The organism is Archangium violaceum (assembly GCF_016859125.1).
Classification (GTDB): domain Bacteria; phylum Myxococcota; class Myxococcia; order Myxococcales; family Myxococcaceae; genus Archangium; species Archangium violaceum_A.
This window is the reverse complement of record NZ_CP069338.1, coordinates 10,319,462-10,333,888: the sequence shown is the minus strand read 5'-3', so window position 1 is coordinate 10,333,888 and position 14,427 is coordinate 10,319,462. Positions and strand designations below refer to the sequence as shown.

Annotated in this window: 10 protein-coding genes; 8 read left to right on the top strand and 2 right to left on the bottom strand. The window is 69.0% G+C overall.

Translation table 11 applies throughout. The features are described from left to right. Positions 1–12: 12 nt before the first annotated feature. Positions 13–258 carry a hypothetical protein gene (locus JQX13_RS43615; RefSeq protein WP_203405313.1) on the bottom strand — a complete coding sequence of 82 codons (246 nt, stop codon included), beginning with the start codon at positions 256–258 and terminating at the stop codon, positions 13–15. A gap of 95 nt (positions 259–353) precedes the next feature. Between JQX13_RS43615 and JQX13_RS43610 the strand changes: the two genes are divergently transcribed. The 6 genes from JQX13_RS43610 (at position 354) to JQX13_RS43585 (ending at position 11,365) form a co-directional block, all read left to right on the top strand. Next, the gene (locus JQX13_RS43610) at positions 354–1,541 is read left to right on the top strand and encodes a LamG domain-containing protein (protein ID WP_203405312.1); all 1,188 of its coding nucleotides are present in this window, start codon (positions 354–356) and stop codon (positions 1,539–1,541) included. A gap of 27 nt (positions 1,542–1,568) precedes the next feature. Further along, a complete protein-coding gene (locus tag JQX13_RS43605) occupies positions 1,569–2,078 on the top strand; it encodes a hypothetical protein (protein WP_203405311.1) in 510 nt (169 codons plus the stop codon). A 182-nt stretch (positions 2,079–2,260) separates the two neighbouring features. After that, a complete protein-coding gene (locus JQX13_RS43600; RefSeq protein ID WP_239014210.1) occupies positions 2,261–4,009 on the top strand; it encodes a sigma 54-interacting transcriptional regulator in 1,749 nt (582 codons plus the stop codon). Next, positions 4,006–7,845, top strand: coding sequence for a bifunctional serine/threonine-protein kinase/formylglycine-generating enzyme family protein (locus JQX13_RS43595; RefSeq protein ID WP_203405310.1), 3,840 nt, complete (start codon positions 4,006–4,008; stop codon positions 7,843–7,845). The genes JQX13_RS43600 and JQX13_RS43595 overlap by 4 nt, the downstream gene beginning before the upstream one ends. Positions 7,846–7,922: 77 nt before the next feature. Continuing rightward, the gene (locus JQX13_RS43590) at positions 7,923–9,614 is read left to right on the top strand and encodes an ADYC domain-containing protein (protein ID WP_203405309.1); all 1,692 of its coding nucleotides are present in this window, start codon (positions 7,923–7,925) and stop codon (positions 9,612–9,614) included. Positions 9,615–9,868: 254 nt separating this feature from the next. Then, positions 9,869–11,365, top strand: a complete 1,497-nt coding sequence (locus JQX13_RS43585; RefSeq protein WP_203405308.1) for an FG-GAP-like repeat-containing protein — start codon at positions 9,869–9,871, stop codon at positions 11,363–11,365. Positions 11,366–11,422: 57 nt separating this feature from the next. On the opposite strand, the gene JQX13_RS43580 is transcribed toward JQX13_RS43585, so the two are convergent. Beyond that, positions 11,423–12,799: a carotenoid oxygenase family protein gene (locus JQX13_RS43580; protein ID WP_203405307.1), complete on the bottom strand. Its 1,377-nt coding sequence runs from the start codon at positions 12,797–12,799 to the stop codon at positions 11,423–11,425. 101 nt (positions 12,800–12,900) lie between these two features. Here JQX13_RS43580 and JQX13_RS43575 point away from each other — a divergent pair, with 101 nt between their 5' ends. Both JQX13_RS43575 and JQX13_RS43570 read left to right on the top strand, forming a co-directional pair. Further along, the gene (locus JQX13_RS43575; RefSeq protein WP_203405306.1) at positions 12,901–13,554 is read left to right on the top strand and encodes a TetR/AcrR family transcriptional regulator; all 654 of its coding nucleotides are present in this window, start codon (positions 12,901–12,903) and stop codon (positions 13,552–13,554) included. A gap of 61 nt (positions 13,555–13,615) precedes the next feature. Then, positions 13,616–14,275, top strand: a complete 660-nt coding sequence (locus JQX13_RS43570) for a LysE family translocator (RefSeq protein ID WP_203405305.1) — start codon at positions 13,616–13,618, stop codon at positions 14,273–14,275. Positions 14,276–14,427: the final 152 nt, after the last annotated feature.

Sequence of the window (14,427 nt, the reverse complement as noted above, 5' to 3'; positions counted from 1 at the left end):
GTTCACCCACACTCACACGCACCTGCTGGCGGGTGGGGTGAGCTCCCAGGCTCCGTCATGCCAGAAGTGGGTGGACCAGCACGTTCTCCACCTCCGGTTCCTCGAGCCCCTCGCGTAGAGGACGCGCTTGTTGACGTCGAGCACCACCGCCGCCGAGCAATCACAGAGGCCATTGAGGCCCAGGCAGCTTCCCACGTGCGTTCCCAGCCGGAGCGCCTCCAGCGTGTCCTGCTCGAGCGACAGCGTGACCTCGCCCATCCCTGGCACCTCGATCGCGGGCTCCTGCCTGACAGGGCATGTCAGTGCGCTTTGCTATGACTCTTCGTGCAGTCCACCCTGATACAGGAGCAACCGTGAAACATCTCAAGTGGACCCTGGCCGCGGCGATCGCGGTCCTGTTGCCCGGCATGAGGAGCGAGGCCGTTCCCATCCGGGTCACCAATGGACTCGTGGGCGAGTGGAAGCAGACCATTCGCCTCCTGACGAACGAGCTCGCACCCGACACGAGTGGTCTGGGGCAGACGGGGAACGTCTCCGGCGGCCGGGCCTCGTCCTACGGTTGGAGCTCCTCGGGAATGGACCTGTCCGGAGACAAATACATCCGGGTGAGCAACTCTCCGTCGCTGAACTTTGGCACGGGAAGCTTCACGCTGTCGGCGTGGATCCGGATGTCCGACACGAGCCGGTCCATCAAGACCCTCATCGACAATCGCGGCTCCGACGGCCGTGGCTACGCGTTCTCGGTCTACCAAGGCAACTCACTCCTTCTCCAGCTGGCCGACGAGACGGGCTGGATCAACTACACCTCCGATGGCACCGTGCCGCTGGTGCCCAATCGCTGGCATCACGTCGCGGTCAGCGTCGATCGCACGTCCTGGCCGGTGCACATCGCCTTCTACATCGACGGGTACCAGGCCGGTCTCCAGACTCCGAAGATGGGGAACATCAACAACACCGACCTGCCGTTCCTGATTGGTGGCCACAAGGACTCGTCCTTCTCCCGGTTCAATGACCGCATCGACGAGGTCCTCGTCTACAACCGCGCGCTGCCCAAGTGGGAGGTGTGGAACGTCCTGAACCCGGGCCGGCCCAGCTTCGAGCCGAGCTACTGGAATGGAAACGACCGGCAGGGCAGCAACAACTGCTACAACTACACCAACAACAAGGCCACCAACACGTTCGCGCAGCCCGGAAAGGCATCGGGAAACCAGGCCACGGTGATGGACTGCGCGGTGGTGCGGCAGGCCGCCATCAACGATGGTCTCGAGCCCATCTCCGACTACCCGAGCACCCTCCTGAACTTCAAGAGTGGCGCCGCCCTGGTGGTCGCGCCGGGGTATGACTATCACTGGTATCGGCTCGACGAGAATGGCACGTGGAGCCACAAGCCCGGTGGCACTCCCGCGACGAACCTCGACAACTCGGGCAATGTGATCACCGATCCGCGGACCGCGAACCGGGGCCCCTACACGCAGTTCTGCGGCTTCTTCATGATCTGGTCGGACATCGCCGAAGGCTACGGCCACGAGAACATCCAGTAGGCCATCCAGGAATCCAGGAGAAAATACATGTCTCGCCATTCATTCAAAGCGGCCTTCCTGTGTGGTGTGCTGAGCCTCTCGCTCGGCGGTGCCACGAACGTCTTCGCGTCGGACACCCGGGCCGAGCAATCGCAGACGGGCCTGCGTGTGACATTCCTCATGTACTCGGGCCGTCCCAACCCGAGCGTGACGGTGACGGACCCCGAGCAGGTGCGCGCCATCGAGGAGCGGCTGGCCCGGGCGTTCTCCGCGGGTCCTCGTGTCGCCACCCGCGCCTCACACGCGGTGCTGGGCTACACGGGCATCAAGGTCGAGCGTCTGGGGGCCGCCACCCGGGACGCGAAGCCGTTCATCGTGAAGCGTGACGTGCTGCGCGTGGAGGACGAGGCCGAGCAGGCGGGTCTGTCCTCCGCGGCCGGGCCCACGGGCTTCGTGTCGCGGGAGGCCATGGACCTCGAGGACTTCCTGCTCGCCCTGGGGCGTGACCAGGGCGTCCTCGACGAGGTCGGGCTGTCGGTCATCCGTAGCTCGAACTGAGCGACCGTATGTCGAGGCTGCCCGCCAGCGGATGGGCGGGCAGCCCACATTCCCGCAGTGCAAGACTTGCATCGCCCCTCGGGCAGGGGTTGCATGGTCCTGCAATGCCGCCCCCGGAATTCAAAGAGACCCTGGATGCCAGGCGCGCTTCGTCCGGCGCCCGCCCGAGCCGTGATGGGCACATGTACCTGCTGGTGCTGGAGGGGAACTCCTCCTCGCTCCGGTCCCTGCCTCGCGCTGGCACCCTGCGCATCGGCCGGGATCCTTCCTCGGACATCCGCTTGGAGGATCCCTCGGTGAGCCGCCGCCACGCGGAGCTGGTGGTGGGCGAGGGGATGGCCCGCCTCAATGATCTCGGCAGCCACAACGGCGCCCGGATCAACGGGGAGCGGGTGGTGGGTGGGCAGGTGCTCTACAGCGGGGACGTGGTGACGCTGGGCAACGTCACCCTCGTGCTTCACGGGGGGGAGGGGGCGCAGCCCGAGCGCCCCTCTTTGGATGAGCCCGCCCTGCGCCTCCGGCTGTCCGAGGAGCTCGAGCGCGTGCTGGACTACGAGCGCGCGGTGAGCGTGGTGGTGCTGGAGCCGGGCTCCTCCCACGCGCCCCTGCCCGAGTTGGTGCGTGCCCTCGGCGCCTCCCTGCGGATGATGGATGTGGTGTGTCAGGCGGGCAGTGCGCTGTGGGTGTTGCTGCCCGAGCTGGAGGAGGAGGCGGCGGAGGACGCGGCCCAGGGGTTCCTGGAGGTGCTCTCCCCGTTGGCTCCCCAGATGCGGGCGGGATTGGCCACCGCGCCCCAGGACGGGCTGAACGCGGACGCGCTCATCGCCGCCGCACGGGCCGTGGCGCTGGCGGCGTCGCCGGGGAGCCTGCGCGTCTCCGATCCCAGGCTCTACCGGCTCGAGCTGGGGGAGCGCTCCCTGGTGGTGGCGGATGCCGCCATGGTGCGCACGTACGAGCTGCTCCGGCGCCTGGCGGCCAGTACGCTCCCCGTCCTCATCCACGGAGAGACGGGCTCGGGCAAGGAGAACGCGGCCTGGGCGGTGCACTACTGGTCGCCGCGCGTGGAGCGGCCCTTCGTGGCGCTCAACTGCTCCGCCATCCCCGAGAGCCTGGCGGAGAGTGAGCTGTTCGGCTACGAGCGGGGCGCCTTCTCCGGCGCGGACAAACCCAAGGCCGGTCTGCTCGAGCGCGCCAATGGTGGCACGCTCTTCCTGGACGAAGTGGCCGAGCTGTCCCTCTCCCTCCAGGCCAAGCTGCTGCGCGCGTTGGAGCAGAAGCGCATCACGCGCCTGGGTGACTCGCGCGAGCGGGAAGTGGACCTGCGGATCGTGGCGGCCACCCACCGGGTGCTCGCGAAGGAGGTGGAGGCGGGCCGCTTCCGAGAGGATCTGTTCTTCCGTCTGTCGGCCGCGGTGGTGATGCTGCCCCCGTTGAGGGATCGGCCCCGGGAGCTGCCCCTGCTGGCGCGCGCGTTCCTCGAGGAGGCGTGTGCCCGGTTGGGGCGCTCGCCCCTGAGCCTCTCCGCGGGCACCATGGGGGTGCTGAGTGCCCATTCCTGGAAGGGAAACGTGCGCGAGCTGAGGAACGTCCTGGAGTACGCGGCCGCCACCGCCCCGGGTCCCATCCTCGAGCCCTCGCACCTGCCGGACTCCCTGCGGGCTCCCAGGCTCGAGGGGGGCGGGACTCCAGCTCCCCCGGCACCACGGTCCACCGCTCCGGTTCCTCACGCCACGCCCGCTGGGGTCTCCCCCCGGGCCTTCCGTCCCATCGCCGAGGAGCTGCGCGAGCTGGAGCGCCAGCGCATGTTGGAGGCGCTGGAGGCGACGGAGGGTGTCCAACGGCACGCGGCCCAGCTCATCGGCATGCCGCTGCGCACCTTTGCCTTCAAGCTCAAGAAGTACAAAATCCAGAGGAAGGTGACTCTGGAATGACGGCCTGGCGGCCGCCCGGCATGTTCGAGGAATACCGTCTGCTCCGGCCGCTCGGCCGGGGTTCCATGGGAGAGGTGTACCTCGCCCAGGACACGGTGCTCGACCGTCCGGTCGCGGTGAAGTTCATCGCCAGTGAGATGCCGGACGAGGCTCAGCGCGAGCGGTTCCGCACCGAGGCGCGCGCCATCGCCCGTGTGCAGCACCCCAATGTGGTGGCGGTCCACCGCGTGGGAGAGGTGCAACGCCACCCCTACCTCGTCTCGGAGTTCGTGCGCGGCGAGAGCCTGGAGCGGTTGCCCCGGCCCTTGTCCTGGCAGCGCGTGCTGGCGATCGGCATCGGCCTGGCGCGCGGGCTGGCGGCGGCCCACCGGCGAGGCGTGCTGCACCGCGACATCAAGCCCGCGAACGTCATGCTGAGCGAGGAGGGGGAGCTCAAGCTGCTCGACTTCGGCGTGGCCAAGCTGCTGGACGTGGCGGGAGGTCTGGCCGAGCCGAGGCTCTCCGCGCCCCTGTCCACCTCTTCGTGGGGCCCTTCAGGGGACTCGGGCACCGGCCAGGACACGGTGGATCTGGAGGAGACGAGCCGTCCGCCCGCGCTCGCGGCCACGGCCCCCAGTGGCCCCCCGCCAGAGAACCTCCCGGCTCCCGTGACGGGGCTGGTTGGCACGCCGCTCTACCTGGCGCCGGAGATATGGCGGGGCGAATCCGCCACCCCGCGCAGCGATCTGTACTCCCTGGGCGTGCTGCTCTACGAGTTGTGCAGCGGCACCCTGCCGCACATGGAGAGCACCCTGCGGGCGCTGAGCGGCGCCGTGCAGCATCAGCCCGCCGCGCCGCTGGTGCAGGTGGCTCCCCAGGTGGAGCCCGCCTTCGCCGCCATCATCGACCGCTGCCTCTCGCGCGAGCCCGCGGATCGCTTCGCCTCGGCCGAGGCGCTCCGGGAGGCACTCGAGGCGCTGCAGGAGAACACCCGGGGACACGAGGACGCGAGCGAGCGTCCCTACCCGGGATTGCACACCTTCAGCGCCCGGGACCGCGCCACCTTCTTCGGCCGAGCCAGCGAAGCGCGGGTCGTGCTGGAGCGGCTGAGGGCCGAACCGCTGGTCGTGGTGGCGGGGGACTCGGGAGCGGGCAAGTCCTCGCTGTGTCGCGCCGGGGTGGTGCCCCGCGTGGCCGAGGGGGCGCTCGGGCCGGGCGGCATGTGGGCGGTATGCGAGCTGCTCCCGGGACGGAGGCCGCTGGCGTCGTTGGCGGCGGTGCTGGCACCGCTCCTGGGCAGCCAGGAGTCGGAGTTGCTGGAGGTGTTGAGGCAGGAGCCCGCGGCGTTGGGGCGGCGGGTCCGCATGCAGGAGGGCCCCCGCGGAGTGCTCGTGTTCGTCGATCAGCTCGAGGAGGTGCTCACCCTGGCGGCGGCCGAGGATGCCGAGTGTTTCGCCCAGGCGTTGGGAGGACTGGCGGGCTGTGGGCCGAGGCTGCGCGTGCTGGCCACCGTGCGAGGGGACTTCCTGGCGCGCATGGCGGCCCTGCCCGGGCTGGGGGAGGCTCTGTCGGGTGGCTTGTACCTGCTGCGGCACCTGGACGAAGCGGGGCTGCGCGAGGCCATCGTCGCTCCCGCGCGCGCCCGGGGCTTTCGCTTCGAGTCGGAGCGGATGGTGGAGGAGTTGGTGGCCGCCGGACGCACCGAGGGGGGGCTGCCGCTGTTGCAGTTCGCCCTGGCGGAGCTGTGGGAGCGGCGCGATCCCGGGCGCCGGGTGGTGCCGGCCGAGGCGCTGGTGGCCTGGGGTGGGGTGGAGGGGGCGCTGGCGCGTCACGCGGATGGGGTGCTGGCGGGATTGAGGCCCGGGCAGCGGGAGGCGGCGCGGAAGTTGCTGTTGCGTCTGGTGCTATCGGAGGGCACGCGGGCCCGGCGTCCTCGTTCCGAGCTGCTGGGGGAGGCGGGGTGGGAGCAGGAGGAGGCGCGCGTGGCGCTGGAGGCGCTGGTGCACGGCCGCCTGGTGGTGGCCCGCGAGGCCGCGGGAGAGCAGGGGACGGCCACCTATGAGCTGGCGCACGAGGCCCTGGTGCGGGGCTGGGACACGCTGCGCGGCTGGCTGGCGGGGAGCGAGGAGCAGCGTGTGTTGCGGCAGCGGCTCGAGCGGGCCTGTGCCGAGTGGCAGCGGCTGGGCGGGACGAACGAGCTGCTGTGGAGCGGGCGTCAGCTCGAGGAGGCGGAGCGGCTGGACGAGGAGTCATTGAGCCCGGCGGAGGCGTCGTTCCTCCGCGACTCGAGGCGCGCGGTGTGGCGGCGGCGCCTGGTACGGATCGGGGCCGCGCTGCTGTTGCCGCTCACCGCGGCGGGCGTCTACGGAGGGCTCGAGCTGAAGTCGTGGCGGGAGCGCGAGCAGGGCGTGACCCGGTCCCTGGCCGCGGCGCGGCTGTCCGTGGCGAAGGCGCGAGAGCGGGGGGGGGCGGCCGAGGAGTCGCGGCGCCAGTCGCTCGAGATCTTCGACACGTACGACTGGGCCGATGCCGAGCCCTCCTGGGCCAGGACGTTGGCGCTCGCGGAGGAGGGGGAGCTCCATTACGCGGAGGCCACCCGGCAGCTCGAGGCGGCACTGCTGCGCGACAGTCACCGTCCCGAGCTGCGCTACCACCTGTCCGAGGTGCTCTACGAGCGCATCCTCCTGGCCGAGCGCCATCGTCACTCGCCCGAGCTGCTCGAGGAGCTGAAGCGGCGCCTGCCGCAGGTGGATGACACCCGGGAGTTCCGCCGACGCCTGGAGGCGCCGGCCCACCTGAACGTGGAGAGCGAGCCGGGAGGCGCACAGGTGCTGCTCGAGAGGGCCGAGGACGAGCAGGGCCGGCTTCGCTGGTCCACGCCGCGGCCCCTGGGGACGACACCGCTCGAGGACGTGGAGCTTCCCGCGGGTTCCTATCGCCTGACGCTCCAGCGGCCGGACCGTCCCCCCGTGCTCTACCCGGTGCTGCTCGGGCGTGACGAGCGCCACACGGCCCGGGTTCCCATGCCCGCCTCCGTCCCCGAGGGGTTCGTGTACGTGCCTCCGGGCCGCTTCCTCCTGGGCAGCGGCGATCCCGAGATCATCCGGCTCAACCTGGTCCCGACGCGGCCCCTCCACGAAGCGGCCACGGAGGGTTTCCTCATCGCGCGCCACGAGGTCACCTACGCCGAGTGGCTGACCTTCCTGCGCACGTTGCCTCCGGCGGAGCGGGCGAGGCATCGGCCTCACGGTACCAACTACTTCGGCACCATCGAGGTGCGCGAACGGCGCGACGGCTCCTGGGAGTTCCTGCTCGAGCACGAGGGGAACACCTACCGCGTGCGCGAGGGGAAGCGGCTGCGCTACCTGGATCGCACCCTCCGGGCCGAGCAGGACTGGCTGCGCTTCCCCGTCTCCGGCATCTCGTGGGAGGACGTCCGAGCCTATCTGGGCTGGCTGGATCGCACCGGCCGGCTGCGCGGCGCGCGCCCGTGCAACGAGCGTGAGTGGGAGCGGGCCGCTCGGGGGGCGGATGGGCGTGACTACCCGCATGGCAACCGGCTCGAGCCCGATGACGCCAACTTCGATGCCACCTACGGGCGTCGTTCGCGCGCCTTCGGTCCGGACGAGGTGGGCTCGCACCCGGCCTCCGACAGCCCCTTCGGGGTGGCGGACCTGGCGGGCAACGTCTGGGAGTGGATGGTCACCCCCACCTCGCCCCCGTTGGCGGCCTATGGGGGCGGCTGCTTCTACCAGGACAAGCTGACCGCCCGCGGCCTCAACCACGGGGACGCGGATCCCCAGATGCGCTGGCCCTTCGTCGGGCTGCGCGTCTGTGCTCCGGCGCCCGCTCCGTGAGGTGCGCCGGGTGTCGGCATGCCCCCTGCAAAGGGCTGCGAGCGGTCCTTCCGGATCCCTACCCAAGGAGACACAGAATGCCTTTCCTCACCTCGAGGTCATGCACGTTGCTGATGGCGCTCGCCTTGCTGCCGCTCGGCTGGGAGGCGGCGGAAGCCTCGGAGCTTTCTCCGCCGCCGACGAACAGTGGCAACGGCGCGCGGCCGCATGGCACTGGCGCCTTCGAAAACCTCAACATCCCGTTCAGCGGAGCCCAGGACATCACGCCCTCGAGCGCTTGCGACTGGAGCACCCTCTCCCTCCACAAAGGCGTCTTCAGGGGGATGCGGCAAGACATGAGTGGGTGCATGCCGACGAAGGAGGACCTCGTGGGCGTGAGGTTCTTCGCGCCCTTTGGGGGGCAGACGGTGGAGCTCACCCTCCAGGAGGTCGCCGTTCACACCAACGTCCTCGATGGGACGATTTCCAGTGAGGTCCCCTTCCGGTTCCGGGTGGGATGGAGGCTGGGGCAGCAATCCGGACAGCTGTGCTCGACGACGAATGGGTTCGCGCTGGCGGTTCCCTACGCCTGGACGAACACGGGCGAGCCGATGCTTCCCACGTACTCCACCCACTTCACCTTCGCCTGCATTCCCGATCCCGGGGACAACTCGACCTATGGGGGGATCCTCGAGAAGGGCGGAGTCATCGCCAAGTGTATCGACTGGGGCTACCCGCCCTGGAGCGTGAACAAGACCGTCATCATCAAGGGGGAGGAGAAACCCTACGCGGGCCAGGATGCGCTCGACTTCCACCAGACGTGCGTGCGCATGGCCATGGCGGACTACTGCTCCGAGGGAGCGCCCAACACCCTCGATGGCTCGCCCATGGCCTTCGCCGACATGAAAGGCGTCCTCTCGTTCTCTCCATCCCCCCTGCTGACCCAAGGGGGGACGCTTCACCCGGAACCCTCCCAGAAGGGCTATTACCTCGAGGCCGTCTGGGGATTCAGGGATGACTATCGCGGGGTCACGCCGCTGTGTCTGGGCAAGAGGCGTTGGGAGACCTTGTCGCTTCGTGGCGCGTGCCTCAACTCCATCGGCCCCATCAAGAAGACGTACGACGCCATTGGGGTCACCCACATCACGCGTCCTCTCGATCTGAGCATCTGCGAGAACTGGGACATCAACAGGCTGAAGGCCAGCGAGGCCCTGCTGTTCTCGTACTCACCGTTCCTCGACAAGGCGCTCGTGCGGTTCCGCCAGAGCTCGAGCTACCCCCTCTTCCTGACGACCTCCTCCGTGGTTCTGGTGAATCCGGGCCCGAGCCATCTTGGCTACAGGCCGAACCTGGATGAGCGGGATGGGGTGCCAGATCCATCGAACTTCGGCATCTACCAGGAAGGCGGCCTGGAACAGAACAAGGTGGAGGGCTCGATCTTCAGCAAGAACATTCCCTCCTCCCTTCTCTGGCAGCTGAAGCTCAAGCCCCTCTACCAATGCACGCTCGGTCCTTCAAGCTTCATCCTCACCGATGACAACCACTGCGAGTTGCCCCTCGACCAATCTCCCCTCTCGGTGCGAGTCGAGGGGTTCATCTACGCCCCGGACGATCCTGTCGTCGACGAGGAGCGGATTCCCCTCTACCTGTGGTGGAACGAGAACAAGAGTGCCTATGTGACCTCGACCGAACAGCCGCCCCAGTTCTACGCTCCCGAGAGGAGAAGACTGCTCGGGTATCTTCCGCCTCTGAGGGTGCTCGCCGACCTGGCCCTGCAGGCCAACCCGTAGGCTTCGTCGCAACCTCTCATCCCGCCCGCGCCAGGCCTCGTGTCTGGCGCGGGCGTTTCATTTTCGGCGGTGAGGGCTCTGGTGACTCCGGCCAGAGCGCCTCGTCCTGCCGGGAAGTGCAAGGGTTGCCAGGCCACCCGCGGCCAGGAGTGCAATCCTTGCACTCCTTCCGCCCCTCCGGGCTGGCATCCCTGTTGCTCATGGGGAGGCTCGGGTTCCCCCGGTGGGGAGCTCTCTCCTGAAAGAAGGACTCCATGCGCAGCGATTCGAAGATTTCCCTCCTCCGTGGCAGGTCGATGATGCGTTGGTTGGGTGCGGCCTCGATGGCGTGCACCCTGTGGGGGTGCGGACCCCAGCCGGAGGAAGCGCTCCCCGGGAGCGAGACGGCCACGGCCCTCGGGCAGACGGGGGACTCCCTGTACGTGGATCGCGGCAGCATCTGGAGCACTCTCTCCATCCCCGTGTGCTGGGAGAACCCGGGGGCGGGGAGCGTGGCCGACCGCGACATCGTCCGCCTGGCCGTGGCCAACACGTGGGAGGCCAACTCCGACGTGGACTTCACGGGTTGGGGGACCTGCGGCTCCAGCTCTGGCGGCATCCGCATCCGCATCAGCGACGAGGGCCCCCACACCAAGGGACTGGGGGATTCGTTGGACGGGGTGACGAACGGAATGGTGCTCAACTTCACCTTCGCCAACTGGAGCCCCAGCTGCCAGCAGGATCGCCAGGGATGCATTCGCAAGATCGCCGTCCATGAGTTCGGCCATGCCCTGGGCTTCGCCCACGAGCAGAACCGGCCGGACACCCCGAGCTGGTGCGACCAGGAGCAGGGCTCGGATGGAGACATCATGATTGGCTCGTGGGACCTGAGCTCGGTGATGAACTACTGCAATCCGCAGTGGAACGGGAACGGCGCGCTCAGCGGCACGGACATCCTCGGCCTGCGCGCCTACTACCTCGGGTGGCAGATGTCCTCCGGGGGCTCGGGCCTCTGGCAGAGCCTCAACGCCTCCGACTACAACCTGCCCGACCTGCGCCTGTATGACTTCAATGGGGATGGGAAGACAGACGTCTTCCGCGCGGACGGCTGGCGCTGGTGGGTGTCCTACTCGGGAACGGGCGCGTGGACGCTGATCAACGCCTCCGAGTACACGCTGGGGAGCCTGGGCTTCGGCGATTTCAACGGGGATGGGAAGACGGACGTCTTCCGCGCGGACGGCTCGAGATTCTGGGTGTCCTACTCGGGGACGGGCACGTGGACGCAGCTCAACGCCTCCGGGTACACGCTGGGCAGCCTGCGCTTCGGCGACTTCAACGGGGATGGCAGGGCGGACATCTTCCGCGCGGACGGCTCGCGATTCTGGGTGTCCTACTCGGGAACGGGCGCGTGGACGCAGCTCAACTCCTCCGAGTACACACTGAGCAGCCTGCGCTTCGGTGACTTCAATGGGGATGGCAGGACGGACATCTTCCGTGCGGACGGCTCGCGATTCTGGGTGTCCTACTCGGGCTCGGGCACGTGGTCCCAGCTCAACGCCTCCGAGTACACGCTGGGGAGTCTGGCCTTCGGCGACTTCAACGGGGACGGTAGGACGGACATCTTCCGCGCCGACGGCGCGCGCTGGTGGGTGTCCTACTCGGGCTCGAGCGGGTGGTCCCAGCTCAACTCCTCCGGGTACTTGCTCTCCCGCCTGGGCTTCGGTGATTTCACCGGGGATGGCCGCACGGACGTGATGCTGACCCGCAACTGAGGGGTCGGGCACGGTGGGGAGCACCCCGGTCGAGGCCCTGGGCCTGTCGGGGTGCTCTCAACGTGCGGCGGAGAAGCCGCCGTGGAACGTGACGGGGATGGCGTGGTCGAAGTGGACGGTCGCCAGGGGGCCGTCCTCGAGGTGCTGCCCGTCCAGGACCGCGACGTAGGAATGGTCGCTCGTCCCATCATAGACGAGGTCGAGCACGAAGGCGTCGTCCTCCGCCTCCCCACGCGGCACGAGCACGGGCTCGCTCGGGACGTGTCCGGTGGGCACGGCCCACTCCGCGGAGCCCCCTCGCTCGAGCTCGATGCGCGTGATCCCCGGGTACTTCCGGTCCGTGCCGCGGCGCTCGGTCTGCGCGAAGAGGGTGCCGTAACGCGCTCCGTGCACCCGTGGGTGCAGCTGCGGGAACTCGCAGGGGACGTCGAAGAGCTTCGTCTCCCGTGTCCTTCCCGTCTTCATGTCGAGGTGCAGGCGCGTCAGCAGCGGGGGCGGTCCGCTCTCCTCGAGCTCGCCGATGTCGCCGAGCGAGAACTCGGGGTAGCGGCACAGGTCGACGCACGGGCCGTCACCCTCCTCGAAGGCGTTCGCGAAGTGCCAGGTCCAGAAGGCATCGAGCTCGAAGGTTCGTGCCGCCTGGATGTCATCCAGCGGGACGACGATGAGCCGCGCCCCGAGCTCGGGCTTCCACTGGAAGAGCTTCGTGAAGTCGGCGAGGCCGAGCATGGCGCGCAGGAGGTTCAGCTTCACCGGCCCCACGAAGAGGATGAGGTGCCGCTCGGTCGCGATGAAGTCGTGCAACATGCTCTGCCAGGGCGCTTCGATGGTACCGAGCTTCGAAGCGGCTCCCTCATCGGGGAGGGCGTAGAGGTCGATGAGCATCTTCGGGCCGTAGCGCACGCCGAAGTTGAAGGTCGTCCGGAGCGAGGCGACGCGGTGCGGGTGCGCGGAGAAGGCGCCCGAAACCACGCCCAGGTCGGTGGCCTCGAGCGTGTCCAGCGTGCCCGGGTCCATCTCCTGCAACAGCCCGCCCTCCATCAGCGCGAAGAGCCGGTCCTGCCACAAGAAGGTCGAGGTGTTCCCGGTGCTCTTCGCCGTTCCCTTACGAGCGGCGCGCATGCGATCGAGCCACGACGCCGCCGAGTTGAAGAGGAACCGTCCCGCGGCCTCCTCCTGGCGGTAGCCGGCGCTCTCGACGATCCGGCAGGCCCCCTGCGCGCCACCGCCATCGAAGCGCACCGCGGTAACCGCACCATCCGCCTCGAAGGCGTGCGAGAGGCTCGCGCCGAAGCGCTCGAAGAGGCCCGGTCCGGCCCGGAAGAGCGTGCCCCGGAGCGACTCGGGAATCCGTCCCTCGACCCGCAGCGGCTCGAAGCCGTGGGGGCGGGAGAGGGACCGCAACAAGGGGCTCACGGCGTTCTGGTTGCTCATCGACTGCACCTCGAAAGGGTGGACCTGCGCCGGAATCCTAAGTAAGTTATTCTCACTTACTTTGCAACGGGCTTCGTTTCCGTTTCAATCCGGTGACCCACATGACCCGAAAGACGCGAACGCGCCCCTACCACCACGGAGACCTCAAGCGCGCACTGGTGGATGCGAGCATCGAGCTCATCCAGGAGGAAGGCGTGGATGCGCTCACCGTGGCCGAGGTGGGCCGCCGCGTGGGTGTGTCCTCCGCCGCCCCCTACAAGCACTTCGCGGACCGGCAGGCGCTGTTACGTGCGATCGCCGAGGAGGGGAACCGGCGACTCGCTGAGGCGCTCGTGGCGGCGGCGGGGGGGAGCAGCGATCCACGCGAGGCGTTCCGTCGCTCGGGAGTGGCCTACATCTGCTGGGCGGCGGAGAACCCGGCGCTCCACCGCGTCGCGACGGATCCCGCGTACATCGACTACACGTCGACGACGTCGGATGCAGAGGCGCCGGAGGCACTCAAGGGCTCGATGGAGACGTTCTGGCCGGAGCTGGCGGCGCTGGTCCGCTCGGGAGCGGCCCTCCCCGCCGCGCATCCGCTGGTGGAGCAACTGCGAGGTCGCGCCCTGGCGCAGGGAGTGGCCAGCCTCTTCGTCAGCGGCGTCTTCGCCTCGCTCGGCATCGCCACCGCGGACGCGGAGCGGATTGCCCGGGCGGTGACGGGGGAGGACGTCCCGGCCACCTCGCGCCGGAGCAAGTCCTCACGCGCCGGCTGAGCCTGGGGCGCATGCCGGGTTGTGCCCGTGTGTCGCCGGGTGATAGGCCGAGGCCGCCGCTATGACCCCGCCGCTCCCTCTGCTCGCCTCCATCTTCGGCCTGTATCTGCTCGCGGTCATCACGCCCGGGCCGAACACGTTCATCGTCACGCGACTGGCGCTGTCCGCCACGCGCCGGCACGCGGCCTGGGCCGTGCTGGGGATTGCCCTGGGGAACGTGGTGTGGCTCTGCGTCACCCTGGGTGGTGTCGCCGTGCTCTTGCAGCAGCTCCCGGGAGGGATGCGTGCCGTGCGCTACGTGGGCGGGCTGTACCTGCTCTACCTGGGCGTGAAGGGACTGCGCTCCGCGCGTGCGGTCGCACGGGCTACCGAGGCTGCTCCGTCCGTGGCTCCGGAGATGGCTTCCGTGGAGCGGGCGTTGGCGGGGGAGGAAGACCGGCCGTTTCGCAGCGGGCTGTTCGCCAGCCTGTCCAATCCGAACACGATGCCGTTCTATCTGAGCATTCTCGCTCCCACCGTGGCGCCGGGCGTTCCCCTGTGGGTGCGCGTGGCGGCAGGGGCGGGCATCGTGACGATCGCCATGGCGTGGTACGGGACGCTGGGGTGGGGCCTGTCCACCGGGCACGTCCGGCGGGCGTACACCCGGAGGGAGCCGCTCATCCGCCGGGTGCTCGCACTGGTGCTGGTGGCTTACGGAATCCGGCTGCTGGTCTCGGGGTAGCGGCCTACGTTTCGTGGTCGCTCACGCCCCGGCCACACTGCCTACAGGGAGTCGCCTCCCTTGATGCAGAGCTGTATTCGCCCTGACGCCTCGCGATGAGGCCCCCCCGAAAAAAGCGAAGGCCCTGGAGCGGTTCGAGCCAGCTCCAGGGC

What these genes read in the sequence shown, in the direction of transcription:
- JQX13_RS43615 (WP_203405313.1), bottom strand. Translation starts at nt 258, where the DNA reads ATGGGCGAGGTCACGCTGTCGCTCGAGCAGGACACGCTGGAGGCGCTC.
- JQX13_RS43605 (WP_203405311.1), top strand. Translation starts at nt 1,569, where the DNA reads ATGTCTCGCCATTCATTCAAAGCGGCCTTCCTGTGTGGTGTGCTGAGC.
- JQX13_RS43600 (WP_239014210.1), top strand. Translation starts at nt 2,261, where the DNA reads ATGTACCTGCTGGTGCTGGAGGGGAACTCCTCCTCGCTCCGGTCCCTG.
- JQX13_RS43595 (WP_203405310.1), top strand. Translation starts at nt 4,006, where the DNA reads ATGACGGCCTGGCGGCCGCCCGGCATGTTCGAGGAATACCGTCTGCTC.
- JQX13_RS43590 (WP_203405309.1), top strand. Translation starts at nt 7,923, where the DNA reads ATGCCTTTCCTCACCTCGAGGTCATGCACGTTGCTGATGGCGCTCGCC.
- JQX13_RS43585 (WP_203405308.1), top strand. Translation starts at nt 9,869, where the DNA reads ATGCGCAGCGATTCGAAGATTTCCCTCCTCCGTGGCAGGTCGATGATG.
- JQX13_RS43580 (WP_203405307.1), bottom strand. Translation starts at nt 12,799, where the DNA reads ATGAGCAACCAGAACGCCGTGAGCCCCTTGTTGCGGTCCCTCTCCCGC.
- JQX13_RS43575 (WP_203405306.1), top strand. Translation starts at nt 12,901, where the DNA reads ATGACCCGAAAGACGCGAACGCGCCCCTACCACCACGGAGACCTCAAG.
- JQX13_RS43570 (WP_203405305.1), top strand. Translation starts at nt 13,616, where the DNA reads ATGACCCCGCCGCTCCCTCTGCTCGCCTCCATCTTCGGCCTGTATCTG.